This window comes from Cysteiniphilum sp. 19S12-1, from assembly GCF_052030685.1.
GTDB lineage: Bacteria > Pseudomonadota > Gammaproteobacteria > Francisellales > Francisellaceae > Caedibacter.
Genome location: NZ_JBQAJM010000016.1, coordinates 24,200 through 43,780, shown reverse-complemented (window position 1 = coordinate 43,780; position 19,581 = coordinate 24,200). Strand labels below are relative to the sequence as shown.

Here is a 19,581-nt window from a genome sequence, read left to right as displayed (position 1 = left end):
ACTAGTGTCGTTTGATGACTAACTAGAGAAGCTTAATGCAAAAGAAGCTAGCAAATGGAGTTATCGTCATTTTTGGCGCCTCTGGAGATTTAACCGCACGCAAATTAATGCCGGCAATATTTAGTCTTTATCAGCAAAAAGACTTAAGTAAAAACAATATTGTCTTGGGTGTGTCGCGCAGTCAGTTTGATGATGGTAGTTTTCGTCAGAAAATGCAAGAAGCGCTTTTAGATGAGTACCCCAAAGAGCAAAAATCAATCGATAAGTTCTTGGCGCAAGTGTTTTATCAGCAGATTGATGTGTATAAAGATGAAGGGTATGTATGTCTACAAAAGCGCTTAAAGTCACTGTGTAAAACACATAAGCTTGAGCATAACTTCTTATTTTATTTATCCACACCACCAAGCTTGTACTATGAGATTCCTCAGCATATTGCCAAACTGGGGCTCAATGATGAGCATGACGGCTATAAACGCATTATTATTGAGAAGCCCTTTGGTACCGATGAACAAAGTGCTCAAGCGCTGAATGCACATTTATTGCAGCATTATCAAGAATCGCAGTTATTTCGTATTGATCATTATTTAGGGAAAGAAACGGTTCAAAATCTTCTGGTATTTCGTTTTGCCAATGCGATTTTTGAGCCACTTTGGAATGCTTCACATATTGAAAATGTCCAGATTTATGCCAATGAAGCCATTGGTCTTGGCTCGCGGGCGGGCTATTATGACCAAAATGGTGCGATTCGTGATATGATTCAGAATCACTTGTTGCAGCTACTAGGGATTGTCGCGATGGAGCCGCCGGCAAAGATGGATGCCTACTCCATTCGTAATGAAACCTTAAAGGTATTTCAATCGATTCGTCGCTTTAAGACAGCTGAAGACATTAAAGAAAATGTTGTCACAGGGCAATATCAAGAAGGTTGTGTGCAAGGTGTTTGCAAAGGTGCCTATCGCGAAGAAGAGGGTGTGGCAGTAAACTCAACCACAGAAACCTATGCCGCGATTCGCTTTTTTATTGATAATTGGCGCTGGCATAATGTACCGTTTTATGTACGCACCGGTAAACGCTTGAATCAACGTGTTTCTGAGGTGGTGATTAATTTTAAAGCCACCCCTCACCCTTTCTTTTCACAGGTGCAGAAGATTACTAAGTTTAAAAATCAATTGGTTATTCGCATTCAACCGGATGAGGGCATTAAATTAAGCTTTGCTGCTAAAGAGCCAGGTAGTGGCTTTAAAACGCATGAAGTGGATATGGGTTTTTACTATTCTGACTTCGCACAGAAATCAATGCCTACAGCGTATGAGCGCTTGATTCTTGATGCTTTACAGGGTGATAACACATTATTTGCTCGAAATGATGCGGTAGAAGCTTGTTGGAATATCATTGACCCGATTATTCAATATACGCAAAAGCATGGCAAAAGTTTATTAAGTTTTTATCCAAGTGGTTCATTTGGTCCCATTGAAGCTGATAAGATGCTTGCTGAGCTTGGACATACTTGGCGCAATCCATCGTCTGTGTTTAAGCAGAAAAAATAATTTGAGGAAATCAATGTCATATATTACTTACCAACAGCAACAAGATATTGCTTATGCGATGTTTGATAAACTGGTTGCATTATCACATTCCAAACAAGGTTGTGTGCATATTGCATTATCAGGTGGTACAACACCGAAGAGTATCTTTGAGCTGATCAATCAACTAGGTCATTCGACTCAAATTAATTGGCAAAACTTACATTTTTGGTGGTGTGACGAGCGCTGTGTTGATTTTGCCGATAAAGAAAGTAATTTTGGTGAAGCCGATAGATTATTGTTTGCAAGCGTTGATATCTCAAGGGAGAATTTACACCCAATGCAAGGCGATATTTCACCTGAGCAAGCTGCTCTTAACTATGTGAGCCGGTTAAAAAAGCATGTACCACAAATCGATGGTGTGCCACAATTTGATTGGGTGTGGTTGGGTATGGGTGATGACGGGCATACCGCATCTCTCTTTGTCAACGGTGTACCATTATCATCGGATAAATGGGTTGAAGTTGCCGTGCACCCAAGTACAAAGCAAGCACGAATTACCTTGACACTTAAAGTACTTAACAATGCTAAAATGATAGACTTTTTAGTGACAGGTGAAAACAAAGCAGCTATGTTAGCTAAGGTATTTGATCGCCAGAGTGTGACGATAGATTATCCGGCTAAAGCAGTGAATCTCACAACTGGGCGCTTAGTTTGGCATGTGGATCAGGCAGCAGCCAGTGAATTGGATGAGGGATAACAACAAGGAATTAAAATGAATCAACACATAAGACAACAGCTACAGCATTTACTAAAAACGGATTACTCAGACTTGGATATCAACAGTTTATTTAAAGAAGATGAAGATCGATTTAATAGATATCATTTGCAGGTTGGCAGTTTATTATTGGATTATTCAAAAAATAAGTTAACGGATGATATTCTAGCCACGCTTTTTGAGTTGGCGGGTGATGCCAAGGTTGAGAAGTATCGCGATAAAATGTTCATAGGAGAGAAGATTAATACCAGTGAGCATCGCGCTGTATTGCATACGGCTTTGCGTGATCTCTCTGATCAAGCGGTTATCGTAGATGGCATTGATGTTAAACCTGAGATTATCAAAGAACGCTCACGTGTCAAAGCACTTGTTGAGAAAGTTCACAATGGACAATGGCGTGGGCACTCAGGCAAAGAGATTACCGATGTGGTTAATATTGGTATTGGTGGCTCTGATTTGGGCCCCAGAATGGTGGTTGAGGCATTAGCACCTTATCACGTAAACAAAACACAGGTGTATTTTGTCTCAAATGTCGATGCTGAATCTATTTTGAGTGTTATCACAAAGCTTAATCCTGAAACGACGTTGTTTATCGTGGCATCCAAGTCATTTACGACCCAAGAAACCTTGATGAACGCAATAACAGCACGTAAATGGTTGCTTGATTTTTACAAACAAGATCAAGTCGCCGTGGCTAAGCATTTCGTCGCGGTATCCAGTGCACTTGATAAAGTAGAAGCTTTTGGCATTGATCTGAATAATTGTTTCCAAATGTGGGATTGGGTTGGTGGGCGCTACTCATTATGGTCCTCAATTGGCATGGCAATTGTATTTGCGATTGGCTTTGCCCATTTTGAGGAACTATTGAAAGGCGCTTTTGCGATGGATAATCACTTCAAAAGTTTACCACTGACAAAGAATATGCCGGTCATTGTTGCCTTGATTGCAACCTTATATAGTGATTTTTATCACACGCAATCGCAAGCCATTTTGGCGTATGACGAGCGTTTGCGTCATTTGGTTGACTATTTGCAGCAAGCCGATATGGAGAGCAATGGCAAATCATGTAAAAAAGATGGCAGCTTAAGCCCTGAACAAACCGGTGTTGTGCTCTGGGGTGGGATCGGCACTAATGGTCAACACGCATTTCATCAGTTATTACATCAAGGTAATGTTATTGTGCCTGCTGATTTTATTGCAATTAAAAAGCCTCATCATTCCTTGAAAGATCATCATCAAGCATTATTGGCTAATTGCTTGGCGCAATCGCAAGCTTTGATGCAAGGAAAATCACTAAATGAAGTTATTGATGAGCTCAAAGCACAAGGTTTATCTGAGCAGGAGATCACTACTTTGGCACCGCAAAAAGTCATTGCAGGCAATAAACCAAGTAATACCATTGTCATCGATGAGCTAACCCCGCACGCATTAGGTGAGTTGATTGCCTTATATGAACATAAAATATTTGTCCAAGGGATTCTATGGGGAATTAATAGTTTTGATCAGTGGGGCGTTGAATTAGGCAAAGCTTTAGGTAAGCCGATTTTAACGAGTTTAGAACAACAAGATTTTGATAATGCAAATTATGATAGTTCAACAAAAGGCTTGCTCAAATACATTTCTTAGTAACTTATTTCATTCTCGCGGCGCTGAATAATATAGCTTAAAACGGCACTACTCATAAGACCAATAAAGCCACCGATAAATACATCAATGATTCGATCACTGCTAGTGTATAAGTAATGCGCACCTGCAAAGGTAACGATAAAAAAACAGCGTGTGGCAAAGGATGCGGTATAGTTTTGAAGTCCTCTGAGACTTACGATAATGCCAATGAAGCTCAGATTAAAAATCAAAGGACTGTTAAGGTTAAACAATAGTGTCACGATAATGCCCAATGATAAACCAATACATGCCCCAGTGACACGTTTTTGAATCTTATCACGCGCCTTTTTAAAACTCAGACTGGCGACGGATAATGATGACCAGAGTAACCATTGTGGTTCAGCTAGTTGTGAAAAATGCCAAACCAGCATGCTGATTAAAAGCGGCAGAAAGTAGACACAGTAATGGATGCTATGCTGTGGTTGTAGCTTTAATGTGAAGTTTTGATAACCCTTTATCGCTTGTGTGCGTAAGCTAATGAGAAAGACAATAACAACGCTTAAAAGACTAATGCTAAACAGCTTAGCAATGATTGTAATAGTGACCAAATCACCATATGCTCTTGTTTCAAAGGCGGTGTAGATAATGCCGATAAACAAATAAGCACCCATGGATTTAAAGCTTGGATTATAGGTTTCAATCATACCAATGATAATCGCAATAATTGAGACGATAGTGATAAAATAAAAGTCACTATGCATCAGCAATTTGACTAAAACAAAGGTGATTACAAATAAAAAAATAAGCATCACAAAAGCAATACGCTTACTGGTATGATCGCAAAAAGGAATAATCACTGCAGCAGCGTATAAACCACACAGTAGATAAATGGGCTGCGAAAGAAAATAACTTAAAATCGCGGCAGGGGTGACAGCAATAAGCATTTTAACAATGGATGAATAATTGAAAATTCTATGCATATATACATCCTTTTTGTGATAGGTGAGCAGATTATAGTACAGCTTGATCAAACCTTAAATTCATTTAGTTTAGATGATTGTTTAGAATATCTAAATTGATGAAAAATTGGTGAAACATATCAACCTTTGCCATTGATGATGCTACTATTTCAAGCATTGTCGAGTAAATATAAGTGAATGTTTAATGCGAATATTAGTCGTTGAAGATGATGAGATGTTAGGTGATGGTATTGTTGAGGGTTTAAGGCAGCATAATTATGCCGTTGATTTAATGCGTGATGGCAAAATGGCTGAGCTTGCCTTAGATACTGAGCCTTATGATGCCGTGGTGATGGATATTGGCTTACCACACAAAGATGGTATCGCTATTGTTAAGAGCATTCGCGCGAAGGGTAATGCGGTTCCTGTATTGCTATTAACAGCGCGTGATGCAATTGATGATCGTGTGCGTGGACTGGACTCAGGGGCGGATGATTATTTGACAAAACCGTTTGACTTATCTGAGCTTCTGGCAAGAATGCGTGCATTAGTTAGGCGTTCTGTCGGGCGTAGTGAACCTAAGATTAAATTTGAAGCGTTGGAGCTTGACCCTGCCGCGCAAACGCTAACAATTAATGGTGAGTTTGTTAAACTATCTAGACGCGAATTTGCTTTATTGGAATGCTTATTGGAAAACATTGGCAAAGTGGTTTCTAAAACAAAGCTGCTTGAGAAGTTATATGGTTGGGATGAAGAGGTTGATTCTAATACCCTAGAAGTGCATATCCATAATCTACGTAAAAAAATTCAAAATAAATATATCAAGACATTGCGTGGTGTTGGTTATATCATCCAAAAACCACCGCAGGAAGCATAAAATAATTAAGGTTGCTTTGATTTCAAAGTATCAATATCAAGAGACTCATCATAATCAACACCGGCAACGTTAAAGCCATTGAGCTCTAGGAAATCCTGATAAAATCCGGCAAAGTCGCTGATTTCTTTGAAATTATCAGAGGTCATTTTTGACATAATCGCATTGGTTAATGTTTGGGTTTTATCATCCATCTCAAGGTTATCAGGGCGCACGCGTCCAACCTCATCGGTGATACGTTTATTACCATAGAGCATATCACGCATAAAGCGATCGATTTGCTCGATGGTGTTCTCATGTGTGCCAAGTTCTTTCATCACTTTGAAAAGCGCGCAGCCATACAGTGGAAATAGCGGGATAAAAGCGCTAGCTTTAGTCACTAATGCTTTGGCAACAGTAACAAACGCTTCACCTTGTAGACTGTGCAGTTCATTGTTAAGCGTTAATGCCGTTTTTTCTAAATGACGCTTAGCTGCCCCAATCGTACCTTTTTTGTAGATAGCATCGGTGCCATCGGCGCCATCATAAGAATAAGCGGTGGTTTTAAAGCCATCGGCTAAAACGCCCGCCTCTTCAAGTGACTCAATCCAAAGCTGCCAATCTTCGCCTCCCATGACTTTAATGGTTTCACTGATATCATGCTCAGTTGCTGCCATCATTTTACCATCAACAATAATTTGTTTGTTTAAGTCAAGAGTGGGCGCAGCTATTTCACCGACGGTACTTTTTAATACCGAGCTGTGTGTTATTCCCGTTTTAGGATCGGTGCGTCTTGGTGAGGCAAGGCTGTAGATTAATACATCAATTTTGCCGTCAAATTCTTGTTTGATCATATCGATGGTTTGTTGTCTGATCTCATCAGAAAAAGCGTCACCTATAATGTTTTTGGCGATGAGTCCGTCCTTTTCAGCTTGCTCTTTAAACCAGATATTATTCCACCAGCCAGCACTACCTAAGCGCTTATCATTGACGCCCGGTTCAAATGACACACTAATCGTGTCAGCATCAGCACCATAAGCAAGGGCGATGCGTGAGGCAAGACCATAGCCAGAGGAGCCACCAATAATTAGAGCACGTTTTTTGCTCGTGAATTTTGGTGAACTTTTCATATAGTTAATTTGTTTTTCAACAACGGCTTTGCAGCCAATGGGATGTGGATTCTTAACCAATCCACCACGCATAATTTCGGGTTTTACAATCATGATATTTTTACAAACTAAAGTCTTAAAGTGTTGACGATGATATTAAGCAGCTCTTAGCGAGTCAAGTAGTTATACCCATCATAATCGTTTGGTGGTGGGCATATTCATCACAAAACCAAGGGAATTTGTTTAACAGGTTGCTCACTTAGCTTGACACCTAAACCAAGTAAACGAATAGGATTGCTTTGTTTGTGATATAGGTTGTCAAAAAGCAGTAAATAGAGCTTAAGTTCACTATTTTCTGCATGTCGTTCAATGCTTGTTTTATGAAATGTGTTATCGGTAACTTTAATAAAAATGCCCTCAATACATAGCGTGTGTTCAGGCTTGAGTCTTGCTAAAAGCTCTTGATGCAATTGGATTAACGCCTGAATGCATTCATCTTTTGTGGTTAGGTCGTTTTGATAGGTGTGCTCAACGCCTAATGACTTGCGGATGCGTTTGGGGTTTACTTCGCGGTGATCAATACCGCGACAATAGTCATATAGACGGATGCCAAGTTTGCCAAAATGATGCTCGAGCGCTTTGATATCAAGCCTTTGCAAATCAGAACAGGTGTTAAGTTCCATTTTTTGAAGCTTATCTTTTGTCACACTGCCAACACCAAAAAGCTTACCAACGGGTAGGTCTTGAATAAATTTATCTACATCCTGCGGGCGAATAACGTATAAGCCGTTGGGTTTATTGATGTCACTGGCAATTTTAGCTAAGAGTTTGTTTGGCGCAACACCGGCTGAGGCGGTAAGCCCTGTTTCTTTTAAAATCTGTTCTTTAATAGCTTGCGCCATTAATGTCGCACTATTGGCGTGGCTTTTAATATTTGTTACATCAATATAAGCTTCATCTAATGATAAGGGTTCAACGAGTGGGCTGATACTTTTAAAAATATCGCGAATAATATTTGAAACACGCTTATATTTATCAAAATCAGTGGCGAGTAATATTAAATCAGGACATTTTTGCAATGCGATACGTGTTGGCATGGCAGAGCGCACACCATAGCTTCGGGCAATATAATTGCAAGTGCACAGCACACCGCGCTTGACATTATTGCCACCAACAGCAAAAGGTTTATCACGAAGTGTGGGATTATCTTTTTCCTCGACTTGCGCAAAGAAATAATCCATATCGATATGAATAATTTTACGTGTGGCAAAGTCACTCATTTTTATATGCTTGTTGCTTCTTTGTTTAAGGTGAAAGTTAAAGCAAATAATAAAATTAAACTGGTGATTGAAGTTGCGAGCATTGTCAGCGCCAGTGGATAGGAAGTGTTTATTGCAAAAAGCGTTGCCACTGAACCAACCACTGAACTGCCACCTAATTCAAGCGCGCCAAACATGGCTGAAGCGGCTCCGGGATATGCGCCAAAAGGTTCAAGTGCGCCACTGGCGCCAGAGCCTGCGGTGAGCGCACAGCCAAAAGTAGCCAACATGCTCGGACCAAAGAAGCCCCAAAGGCTTAAACCAAAGAGTTGATAGACCACAATAAGTAAAACGCCTGAGGATAGTATCAATATGGATCCAAGGACAGATGTCTTTAAAACACCTAATTTATGCACAATAGCGCCAGAGATTATTGAACCAATTAAAAAGGCGCCACCCGCCATGCCAAAGAAAATGCCGATTTGTGAGCGTGGTTCACCAAGCGTTTGAATGATATAGGGTGTCATTGAAAACAGTGTGAAAAAGGCAGAAACGCCAGCGATGGCAGGCAAGGTATATGCCCAGAACGTTAGACTCTTGCAAATGCTAAAGTAACGACTAAATAGACTCAAGCTAAAAGGTTTGCGATTATTAGGGTGTGAGCTTTCTTTGACAAACAAGACGGTTAATATCAGTGTCAATGCACCAAGTCCTGTTAGAAAATAAAACACCGCATGCCATGGAAAATAAGCGGTTAATAAGACGCCAATGATGGGCCCCAAGATGGGTGAGATGGAAATCATGGCATTTAGAAAGCTATAAATCATCGCACTTTTTTTGCCGGAGAAAGCATCTCGGACAATGGCAAAGGCGCTAACGGACATACCACAAGCACCAAAGCCTTGAATAATACGAAAGGCGATAAGCCAACCGATATGGTTTGATAGTGCGCATAATAATGAGCCGATACAAAATAAGCTTACTGAAATAAAGAGTACTTTATAGCGACCAAACTGATCCGATAATGGTCCTAAAATCAATTGACCAAATCCGGTGACGAGGAAGAATAAAGATAAGGTGAGCTGCACCATTTCCTGAGAGGTGTTTAAAATGGCTTTCATCTCAGGAATAACTGGCATATACGTGTCAAGTGCTAGCGCGAAGCTAAAAACAACGGGGGCAAGTAAAAAGACCGTAATAACGGGCGAATACGGCCATTGATAGGTTTTATGTGTCATGATGTCTATTTTGTCGTTATTCTTTTGTTTTTGTGCTTGCTTGATTTTGTCGCAAACAGATAATGCAAGTCATTGTAGCTGTTCTTAAAGCAAAGTCGAGTGCTTCTAACTAAAGTGACGGACTTTTTCCTATTTCAACACCACATCACTTGAGTATACTCGCCACTGGCGTGGCTGGTGGCAGTGACTTTTATCCCGCAAAAAAGTCACCAAAAAGCTCGCCCGACACGTTTTGTTAACGCTAAGCCAACGGGTCAATCGTCCCTCGAAGGGGAAAGGTAAAAACAATATGGCTTCGACTGACGCTCAACCAACGGACGATAACGGCAGCTGGATGCGTGGCAATCGATTTGTGTCATGGATGACAGCGGTTATTTTGAATGCATACTTTGCCATTGATGAGCCAACAACGGGTTCCACATGGCACCCGTCGCACTCATGGCGATATCAGCGCCTGCATTTAGATAGTCATCAATATCTTCAGGACAAACAATACCGCCAACACCGCAAAGCACAAAATCAAAGTGATTCTCTGTGCGTATCTTATGAATGCGCTTAGTCATTTCAAGGGATAAGTCTTTAATAATACTGCCGCAAATGCCACTGTTTAAACGTCCCTCACCAGGAAGCGCTTGGGTATTATCTTTGTTTCTTGCTTGCATTGAAATGGTATTGATCGCCGCAATACTATCAACAAATGGCGCATTGGCTTTGATGATGTCATGTGCTTTAGCTTCGTCTTTGATATAGCCCATCTTGATCATAAGCGGCACGTCCTTGATTGCTTTTTTTACCGCTTTTGAGATCGTGCTTGAAAGCTCAGCATCCTGATAAATACTGCCTTCTTTAGAGACGACATTCGGACATGAGTAATTGAGTTCAATTGCTTTAGCGCCTGCTTCAACAGCCTTTTGTGCGCAAAGGATGAAGTCATTGATAAAATTGCGCTCTGGCACAGGGGTGCCAACACATGAAACGATCATCAGCTGATCAGGCGCCATACATGCATTGGCTTTGGCAATATCTTCCTGCCAAATTTCAATCGACTTGCTTGGAATACCAAAAGAATTGGTAATGGCAATTTCGTGGGGTGTTTGTGGCGCTTCATCAAACGGATAAATGCTTTGACCAATATCGTCAATGGTTAATTGCTTATGACTATCAACCATTAAGCAATTTGGTGCAGGATGTACTTTGCGTTCAACAGTGCGCACGGTTTTATAAACCGGTAGATCAAAGCCTAATTCGGCATATAGCTTGATATATTCAGCATTAATTAAGGGACCTGCGGGCACACCAATGGGTGAGTTTATTTGATAACCCCATAAATTAATTGGTTTTAATTGAATGCGTTTGGGTATAGTGAAATCACACATTGGTCCATTGTTGTAATTCTCATCATAAGATTTATGGATATCGTAAGTCGGATGTAACATAGCTGCTTCAAACTTAAGTTGATTTGCCACATGGTAGAGAAAAAATGAGGAAATGCAAAGTGATTTATTGATTAATGGCACTACCTCAAGAAGTAGTTTGTAAATATAGGCTTTGCAACGACGCTAAATCAATCATCCCTGATAAAATGGATTGCCACGCATCCATGCTCGCAATGACGGCCTCTGACTTGTCATCCTGAGCCAGGATGGCGTGAGGATCCAATGCGGAGCTGCCATGGTTGGTCATCCTCCTAGGTAGTGCCGTTAATTTATTGATGAATAATGACTCGTCCTTGTGTCATTTCTAGTAGCGCTTGATAAGTGGTATCCCATTTTGATAATGCAATACCGAAGTGCAGGGTAATGTCATTGGCAAAGATCGAATCAATCGGTGTTAATTTAAGCGTGTGTAGCACTTGTTCAATTAAGGCGGTATCTCTGTATTGGTAGGTCAATGACAGTTTTTTGGTTGGGGTAAAACTCACCAATTTGCTATTTTTAATAACCTCATTGGCAGCTTGTCCATAGGCACGCACCAAGCCACCAACACCGAGTTTGGTGCCGCCGAAAATTCGCGTCACAACAATAGCAACATTGATGAGTTTGTTACCTTGAAGATGATTAAGGATTGGCTTGCCTGCAGAACCTGAAGGCTCGCCATCATCATTAAAACGAATCTGCTGATTGTCAAAGAGATGATAAGCCCAACAGTGGTGATTGGCATTGTTATATTCTTTTGTAAGTTGCTGCAAGAAGCTGTGAAGCTCTGAAGGATCTTTTAAAGGTAATAAGTGAGCAATAAAACGAGATTTTTTAATCGGCTCAATTTCATGCTGTGATATACATTCAACGCTGTAATAATTTGCTGTCATAGTCGATATTTTGTCACTCTTAAGGTTCAATTAAGGCAAGTATGGTGTTATTAGGCGCTTTATAGTTAATAACAACCGATTGGCATAATACCAAGTTTATCCTTATACTACAGCCCATAATATACCTATGTGGTTTGTGACGGGTATATAAAGCAAAAATTTTTAAAGGGAAACAAATGAAGGCAAATAAGATCATCAAACATTTAGCTTTATCAACCATATTAATGACGAGTACAGCGATGGCAAATATAAAAACAGGTTATGGCTATGTTGAGAATGTGTATATTTTACCAAGTAAAACGCTATTAGATGCCAAGCTAGATACAGGAGCGGGTGTTTCATCGATTTCAGCGACAAATATTCACGTATACGAAAAAGAGGGTAAACAATATGTGCGCTTTGATGTCACACATGAAGCGATAGAAGAGCAGGGTAAGCGCAATAAAGATAAGGTTGAAAAAGTAGCATATGATTTGCCGTTAAAGCGTAAGATGAAGATTAAAAACCGTGCCGGTGAAGATACAAAAGATCAGTATGATGAGCGACCTGTGGTTGAAATGCCGGTTTGTTTTGATGGCAAAATCTATACGATTGAAGTTAACTTAACCGATAGAACGCATTTTGATTACCCGCTACTTTTAGGGCGAAAAGCCTTGATTCAATTGGGCGCTGTGATCGATCCGGCACAAAAATTCACGATGGATGGCAGTGCGTGTGAAGCGTTATTTGCTAAGATGGCAAAAGAGCAGCAAGAGAAAAAATTAAAAGAAGCAAAAGAAATAAAGGAGCTGCAAGAGGAAAAGCGCAGTAAAGCCAAAACAATAAATAGTGACCAAAAAAATGATGTAATGGAAGTTTCTGCTAACCAATCAAAGAACGGTAGCAGTGCGAGTGAACAGGCATCAAATGATAGCAAAGCAAATGATATGGATAAGCAATGAGCAAGGTTAATAAGCAATTTTTTACATTACTGATCATTTTGTTGGTGGCAGGTATTGGTTTTAGTCTTTATCAGCACTTTAAACTTGGGCTTTCATGGTGGCCAAATAGTGAAAATATGACGTGGAAGTTTAATGCAGAGCTGCAAATTGTGCCAGATACGACGGATTCATCACTTAAGGTGAATTTGTTGGTGCCAAACTTGGTTAAGGCTGATGTCCTAGCTGAAAGTATTAATGCGGCAGGTTTTGGTAAGATCGTTTTGCGCTCAGAAGATAAAAATAACCGTATGGCAGTACTCTCTAAAAGTGAGGTGAATCATAAGCAAACAGTGATTTATGATGTGAAGGTGGCGAGTAATGCTCAAAGTGTCGCAGCGACTGTACCTGATCTGGGAAAAGAGAAAAAGAAAATAAAAGATAGACTTGAGCCTAAGAAGTTATTGACGTTGTTAACTACGGCAAAGGGGATTGCTGAGAAGTCGGCAGACTCGCCCACATTGATTGCGCAAGCCATTAACTTCATTAATGATGATGGTAATTTATATTTCTGGCAGGAGATGACTAATGGCAAACCAAGTGCTCGTGCACGAGCTAGGTTGCTTAATTATTTATTAACTGAGCTTAATTTACCGAGCTTGATTATTCATGTGGTACCTTATGAATACAAAGATAAGCTAAATCTTAAAAACTTGCCAACGTGGATTAAGGTATACTACGGCAAAGATTGGCATACGTATGATGTTAGCACAGGTGAGTATATTGATAACCCTAATAGCAAAGCGATGACATGGTGGAGTGGCAATGGCGATTTTGTCAATGTCCAAGGCGGAACAGTTAAGCTTGTATCCTTTACCGCAGCACAACAAAGCATCCCAATGGAGCGCTATCTAGATCTTAAAAACGACACGGTAAAACAAAATATTTATGAGTTTTCTTTACTTAATTTGCCAGCGCAAACACAAGAGATTTATAAAATCATTTTAATGGTGCCTTTTGGCGTGCTGATTATTTTGCTTTTGCGGATTATTATTGGTGTGCCGACATTAGGGACGTTTATGCCAGTGTTGATTGCCTTAGCTTTTAAGGATACTAGTTTGATCTGGGGGATTGTCTTATTTTCATTGGTGGTGATTTTAGGGTTAAGCTTTAGAGCTTATTTTGAGAAATTGCAATTATTGGTCGTGCCACGGCTTGGAATGTTGCTGTGTGTTGTTGTCCTTATTATGGCGTTTATCAGTATTGCAATGCATAAGATGGAGCTATCTCAAGGTTTATCGATCACCTTATTCCCGATGGTCATTTTAACCATGTCGATAGAACGTTTATCGATTGTGTGGGAAGAGCGTGGCGGTACTGAAGCAATTAAGATTGCCATTGGCAGTCTATTTGCGGCAACCATCTGTTATATCTTTATTTTTAACACTTATTTAGAGTATTGGTTTTTCACCTTTCCTGGATTGCTGTTAGTCGTGATGGCTGTAATGTTATTGATTGGACGTTATCGTGGATACCGTTTGACTGAGCTTTATCGTTTTGAAGCATTGGCACAGAAAATTAATGATCAGCAACAAGGAAAAACAGACAAAGGTGACCAGTAAATGTGGTGGATTAGTAAATGGCGTGCACTAAAACAGGCGGGCGTATTAGGGATTAATAATCGCAATGTTGGCTATATCCAGGCATATAATGATCGCAAATACTACCCGCTAGTTGATGATAAACTCAAGAGCAAATCCTTGGCAGTGGAGCATGGCATTGACGTACCTGAGCTTTATGGTGTGATTGGTTCAGAGCATGATAATAAAAATCTACAATCGATCTTAGGGGATCGTCATCAGTTTGTGATAAAGCCCGCGCAAGGTGCCGGTGGTGAGGGCATTCTTGTCATTACGCACTTTATTAATAATCGCTACCGCTTGGCAAATGGTAAACTGATGACACTGGATCAGCTGCGCTATCATACATCAACCACACTAAGTGGTGCTTATTCACTTGGTGGTCGCCCTGATAAAGCGATGATTGAATATTTGATTCAATTTGATCCAACTTTTGCCAAAGTTGCCTATCAAGGGGTGCCAGATATTCGTATTATTTTGATTAAAGGCTTTCCAGTGATGGCGATGGTGCGTTTACCGACACAGCAATCCAATGGCAAAGCAAACCTGCATCAAGGGGCAATTGGTGCTGGCGTTGATCTGAAAACTGGTTTGACATTGCATGGGGTGTGGCATAATGAGATTATCACACATCACCCAGATACCTTGCATGAGATTGAAGGGATTACTGTGCCGCATTGGCAAAAATGTTTATAGATCGCCAGTGCCAGTTATGATATGACAAACTTGGGTTACTTAGGAGTGGATTTAGTATTGGATAAAGATCACGGACCACTGATGCTTGAGCTTAATGCCCGTCCTGGTCTTAATATCCAAATCGCGAACCAAGTTGGTTTGGCAAAGCGCCATGCACTGATTAAGCCTGTACTCAATGAGTCAATGACTAAAGAAGAGCGCATTGAGTATATTTTAGATCGATTATAATTTGGTGATAATAAAAGCTCATAGTTTATTAGACATAATAAAAGCAGTGGCTATAATCAAATTAGCTTATGACTTAACACATTCCATGACAAGTGAGCCTATGAACAATATGAATGAGAACAATAGAAACAACAAACCGCAATGCGCAAAGATCATTGAAATCTCAAAATGGATGATGGCTTTGTCCGTATCGCTGATGAGTTTCAATCAACTGTCTTATGCAGCAGATAAGGAACAAGTGGTTAAGCCTACGGCAGTTAATGTTGGTGAGGTTAAGAAGATCAATGTGCCAGAGACAATTACAGCAGTTGGTAATATTTACGCATTAAAACAAGTTGATTTAAGTTTTGACAATAGTGGTAAGTTAAAAGAGAAATATTTCAAAAATGGTGACCGAGTACTAAAAGGTGAAACGGTTGCCGCTTTAGATGATCAGCAAGATATGGCAACATTAAGCTCATTACAAGCAAAGCTAGATTTAGCTAAGCAAACTTATTCACGAGTCAAGTTATTAGAGCAATCAGGTGCAATTTCCAAAGAAGATATTGACCAGAAATATGCCGATTTGCAACAAGCGCAAGCCGATGTTGATCAACAAAAAACAGTGGTGGCGCATGATAAATTGCAGGCACCATTTACCGGTGTGCTTGGGATTTATAAATTTGATGTTGGTGCGTATGTGGCAGCCGGTACTGCTGTTGTGCAGTTGACACAGGAAAACCCACTAAAGATACGTTTTGCAATTCCTGCAGATCTTAAGCCAAAAGTGGCGATTGGTAATGAGGTTGAACTTTCGACAGAAACCTATCCAAAGAAAACATTCAAAGGTGTCGTCAATTATATCTCGCCAACCGTAGATAGTAAAAGTGGCACGCTTGAGATTGAAGCGGAGGTCAATAATGATGATTATTTATTATCTCCCGGGATGTTTATGTCGGTTTCACAAATTCTAAAGGATAAGCAGGCTATTTTGGCATTACCAGATATGGCGATTCAGACTAACCAACAAGGATCATTTGTCTATGTAGTAAGACCTGACAATACGGTTAAAGTGGTGCAAATAGATATCGGTATGGTGCGCAGTGGTTGGACTCAAGTTACCAAAGGTCTAAAAGAAGGTCAAAAAGTGGTGACGATTGGTGGGTTTAAGCTCACTGATGGCGCTAAAATTAGCATTTCTGACTTGCCACCACCAGAGTTTGACAAGTTACAAAAAGAATTGAATATCGATGTTGACCCAAAGAGTGGCTTTCGGATTAATGATCAGTCAGAAACCCATAGTAATAATGGAAGTAAGTAACGCATGAAGCTTTCTAAGGTATGTATTGAAAGACCGGTTTTTGCGGTTGTTTTAAGTTTGATGATTATCGTCTTAGGTATCGTTGGCTTTAGCTATCTTGAGATTCGTTATTTTCCTAAGATTCAACAGAAAATTGCGCAAGTCTCGATTTCATACTCAGGTGCTTCACCAACATTGATGAAGAATGATGTCACGGTACCCGTTGAGGATGCGCTGTATAATATCGATGGTTTGATCAAAATGACTTCATCCAGCTCCTATGGTAGTAGTAAAATTAACTTAACCTTTGCCGATGATGCTGATATGACCAATGTCATGGGGCAGGTGCGTGACAATATTTCAAGTATCATCTCGCAAAAGTTGCCAGCCGATATTAATGCACCCAGTGTGACTCAAGGAGGTGTTGAGCGTCCTGTGGTTAACTTAGGCGTATTAGATAAAAACCTAACGTCAGCACAGATACGTGATTATGTGCAAAAGAATATTGTTCCGATCTTTCAATCAATCCCTGGAATGGGGGCTGTGTGGGTGTATGGTGCCAGTGATTACGCGATGCGTATTTGGCTTAATCCACAAAAAATGGCAGCACTTGGTATTACCGTTTCTGATGTGCAAAGTACTTTAAATAGTAACAATATCAGCTTTTCAGGTGGTAGCATTCGCGGAAAGTATCGCAATTTCTCCATTAGTTCAGATACGGATTTAACCACTGTCAATCAATTTAAAAATCTCGTTGTTAAAGACGGTGGTAGTGCACCGGTTTACTTAAAAAATATTGCTGAAGTTGATTTGGGAAATGCCAGTTTAAGTGACTCGCCAATGCTGATTAATGGGCAAAATGCCATTAGTGTGCAGCTCAGACCAACAGACAATGCCAATCCAATTACGGTGGCAAATCTTGCCAAAGAAGAGCTCAAACGGGTTGCCAAGCAGCTACCTAAAGGCATGGAAGTCAAAGTGGTTTATGATCAATCAACCTTTTTACAAAAATCAATTGTTGATGGTTATGACACCTTGCTTGAAGCAATTATTTTGGTGATGTTGGTGGTGTTTATATTCTTAGGAAGTGTCCGTGCTGCTTTGATTCCCATCTTAACAATACCAGTGTGTGTCATCGGTGCCTTTGGGGTGATGCTGCTGTGTGGGTTTAGTATTAACGTTGTCACACTTTTAGCGATTATTTTAGCGATTGGTTTGGTGGTTGATGATGCGATAGTTGTGCTTGAGAATGTTCACAGACATATTGAAATGGGCAGAAAGCCTTTTGATGCAGCGGTACAAGGCTCAGCGGAGATTGGGTTTTCAGTGATTGCAATGACGTTAACATTGGCGGCAGTTTATGCGCCGATTGGGTTTTTATCTGGCTTTAGTGCGACTATCTTTAGAGAGTTTGCCTTTACCTTAGCAGGGTCGGTTTTAATTTCAGGTTTTGTTGCCTTGACCTTGTCACCGATGATGTGCGCCTATATTTTGAAATCACGTGAAAAAGAAACCAAAATAGAAGTTTGGCTAGAGCGCATTTTCGATAAACTAAATGCAGCTTATGCCAAAGTATTAAACTTCGTGTTAAAGGCAAAATACTGGGTAGTGGCATTACTGGTTGCTTTGGGTGTTTTGTGTTTTATGTTGTTTAAAGTTGTACCTCAGTCATTTATTCCAAAAGAGGATATTGGGTATTTTGAAGCAAGTATTACCTCACCGCCGAGTGCTGCACTTGATTATACTAACTATTATATGAACATGTTAAGCCAGCATGTTTACGATAATAACCCCTATATTTTAAATAATGCCGAATATGTATTTTCGGGTAATGCGAATAACTTTGTCACAATGCAGCCTTGGGGTGATAAGCGTAAAGTCCCTACCCAGACAGTTATTGATAAACTCTTACCTGAAGCGCAGCAAATTCCAGGCATTAAAGTCAGCATGAGTGTTCCTGATCCTGTGAGCTTTGGACCAGATGCTGATGGCTCCGATGTGATTATTTATTTACATAATGTCGGTCCAATTGATCATTTGGTTAAAGCGGCAGATAGCCTAACCAAGAAACTCATGAATTATCCAGGACTTAATAATGTTAACAATGGTTTGAAGTTTGATAATGTTGTTTATAACGTTAAGTTTCAACGGGGGCTTGCTGCAAATGTTGGTGTTGACTCACAAAATATCGCCGATACATTTAGTATTTTGATGAGTGGTAAGCATATTACCGATGTCAAAACCGATGAGAAAAGCTATCAAGTCAAGGTGCAAATGAATCTTAAAGATTTATCAAGCTTTGGTAGTTTAAGTAAGATCTATGTGCCAAGTGATTCAGGCTTAATGGTGCCATTATCGAATCTTATTAAGGTAACACCGGATGTCAGACAAAGTAGTCTCTTTAGATATAATCGCGTTAACACGGCACAAATTAGCGCGAATATTTCAAGCGGCTATAGCATGAGCGAGGTCTATAACGAGATTAATAAACTGGCAAATCAAACAAAATTAGATGGCGCTGGCGTTGATTTTGGTGGACGCATGGCTGCATTTATATCCTCGAGTGGCACGATGTTTGGTTTATTTGCTTTGGCATTGATTTTTATTTATCTGGTGCTTGCTGCTCAGTTTGAGAGTTTTGTTGACCCGTTTATTATTTTGCTTACCGTTCCTTTATCTACGGTCGGTGCTTTGATCACGATGTTGATCACAGGAGGGGATTTGAACTTATTTACCAATATAGGTTTGATTACACTCGTTGGTCTCATTAGTAAGCACGGTATTTTGATCACGCAATTTGCCAATGAAAACTTTAAAGAAGGTGTTTCTTTAGTTGATGCGGTTAAAACCGGTGCAATAACACGTTTGCGCCCGATCTTGATGACAACCTCGGCAATGGTTTTGGGCTCGATTCCTTTGGCACTGGCGATGGGTCCTGGAAATGTTGCGAATAATATGATTGGTTGGGTGATTGTCGGTGGGCTTTGTTTTGGTACGATATTCTCGTTACTGATCGTGCCTGTGGCTTATGTGATCTTGTCACCTTTAGATCATAAGAAAAAGAAAATACTCAAAGCAAATAAGGCGCAATTATTACAAAGTTAATTTGAATATGTAAACGATGGAATGTCTCTACTTATCAGGGATTGAGGATTAAACCCTACATGAATGATTTCGTATGTTGACATA

Annotated in this window: 15 protein-coding genes and 1 pseudogene; 9 read left to right on the top strand and 7 right to left on the bottom strand. The window is 40.1% G+C overall.

The window, feature by feature from the left end:
- Nucleotides 1-35 precede the first annotated feature (35 nt).
- Genes zwf through pgi form a run of 3 tightly spaced genes read left to right on the top strand, consistent with a single transcriptional unit; the run spans nt 36 to nt 3,927 of the window.
- Complete coding sequence (gene zwf / locus ACTS4L_RS06840; RefSeq protein WP_440616470.1) at nt 36-1,547, top strand: glucose-6-phosphate dehydrogenase; 1,512 nt, start codon at nt 36-38, stop codon at nt 1,545-1,547.
- 13 nt (nt 1,548-1,560) lie between these two features.
- Nucleotides 1,561-2,283, top strand: coding sequence for a 6-phosphogluconolactonase (gene pgl / locus ACTS4L_RS06835; RefSeq protein ID WP_440616468.1), 723 nt, complete (start codon nt 1,561-1,563; stop codon nt 2,281-2,283).
- Between the two features lie 15 nt (nt 2,284-2,298).
- Nucleotides 2,299-3,927 (top strand): glucose-6-phosphate isomerase, encoded by a 1,629-nt coding sequence (gene pgi, locus ACTS4L_RS06830; protein WP_440616467.1) that lies wholly within the window; start codon nt 2,299-2,301, stop codon nt 3,925-3,927.
- Here the strand turns inward: pgi and ACTS4L_RS06825 are convergent.
- A complete protein-coding gene (locus tag ACTS4L_RS06825) occupies nt 3,924-4,886 on the bottom strand; it encodes an FUSC family protein (protein ID WP_440616466.1) in 963 nt (320 codons plus the stop codon). The two genes, pgi and ACTS4L_RS06825, sit on opposite strands and share 4 nt — an antisense overlap.
- Before the next feature lie 184 nt (nt 4,887-5,070).
- Between ACTS4L_RS06825 and ACTS4L_RS06820 the strand changes: the two genes are divergently transcribed.
- Nucleotides 5,071-5,742: a response regulator gene (locus tag ACTS4L_RS06820; protein ID WP_440616464.1), complete on the top strand. Its 672-nt coding sequence runs from the start codon at nt 5,071-5,073 to the stop codon at nt 5,740-5,742.
- A gap of 5 nt (nt 5,743-5,747) precedes the next feature.
- On the opposite strand, the gene fabV is transcribed toward ACTS4L_RS06820, so the two are convergent.
- From fabV to ACTS4L_RS06790, 6 genes are all read right to left on the bottom strand, one after another.
- Nucleotides 5,748-6,941 carry an enoyl-ACP reductase FabV gene (gene fabV / locus ACTS4L_RS06815; RefSeq protein WP_440616462.1) on the bottom strand — a complete coding sequence of 398 codons (1,194 nt, stop codon included), beginning with the start codon at nt 6,939-6,941 and terminating at the stop codon, nt 5,748-5,750.
- A 107-nt stretch (nt 6,942-7,048) separates the two neighbouring features.
- Nucleotides 7,049-8,107 carry a DNA polymerase IV gene (dinB, locus tag ACTS4L_RS06810; RefSeq protein WP_440616460.1) on the bottom strand — a complete coding sequence of 353 codons (1,059 nt, stop codon included), beginning with the start codon at nt 8,105-8,107 and terminating at the stop codon, nt 7,049-7,051.
- 2 nt (nt 8,108-8,109) lie between these two features.
- Nucleotides 8,110-9,324, bottom strand: coding sequence for a multidrug effflux MFS transporter (locus ACTS4L_RS06805; protein ID WP_440616458.1), 1,215 nt, complete (start codon nt 9,322-9,324; stop codon nt 8,110-8,112).
- 371 nt (nt 9,325-9,695) lie between these two features.
- Complete coding sequence (locus tag ACTS4L_RS06800) at nt 9,696-10,790, bottom strand: hypothetical protein (protein ID WP_440651844.1); 1,095 nt, start codon at nt 10,788-10,790, stop codon at nt 9,696-9,698.
- A 55-nt stretch (nt 10,791-10,845) separates the two neighbouring features.
- Entirely contained in the window at nt 10,846-11,007 is a 162-nt protein-coding gene (locus ACTS4L_RS06795; RefSeq protein WP_440651842.1) for a hypothetical protein, read from the bottom strand.
- 22 nt (nt 11,008-11,029) lie between these two features.
- A complete protein-coding gene (locus ACTS4L_RS06790; RefSeq protein ID WP_440616454.1) occupies nt 11,030-11,632 on the bottom strand; it encodes a YigZ family protein in 603 nt (200 codons plus the stop codon).
- A 176-nt stretch (nt 11,633-11,808) separates the two neighbouring features.
- Between ACTS4L_RS06790 and ACTS4L_RS06785 the strand changes: the two genes are divergently transcribed.
- From ACTS4L_RS06785 to ACTS4L_RS06765, 5 genes and pseudogenes are all read left to right on the top strand, one after another.
- The gene (locus ACTS4L_RS06785) at nt 11,809-12,573 is read left to right on the top strand and encodes an ATP-dependent zinc protease family protein (RefSeq protein WP_440616453.1); all 765 of its coding nucleotides are present in this window, start codon (nt 11,809-11,811) and stop codon (nt 12,571-12,573) included.
- On the top strand, nt 12,570-14,171 hold the full coding sequence (locus ACTS4L_RS06780; protein ID WP_440616452.1) for a UUP1 family membrane protein: 1,602 nt from the start codon (nt 12,570-12,572) through the stop codon (nt 14,169-14,171). Before ACTS4L_RS06785 ends, ACTS4L_RS06780 begins: the two co-directional genes overlap by 4 nt.
- Nucleotides 14,172-15,113 (top strand): annotated as a pseudogene (locus ACTS4L_RS06775) (alpha-L-glutamate ligase-like protein). It abuts the gene before it with no gap.
- Between the two features lie 100 nt (nt 15,114-15,213).
- A complete protein-coding gene (locus tag ACTS4L_RS06770) occupies nt 15,214-16,413 on the top strand; it encodes an efflux RND transporter periplasmic adaptor subunit (RefSeq protein WP_440616451.1) in 1,200 nt (399 codons plus the stop codon).
- Nucleotides 16,414-16,416: 3 nt separating this feature from the next.
- The gene (locus tag ACTS4L_RS06765) at nt 16,417-19,497 is read left to right on the top strand and encodes an efflux RND transporter permease subunit (RefSeq protein ID WP_440616450.1); all 3,081 of its coding nucleotides are present in this window, start codon (nt 16,417-16,419) and stop codon (nt 19,495-19,497) included.
- Nucleotides 19,498-19,581: the final 84 nt, after the last annotated feature.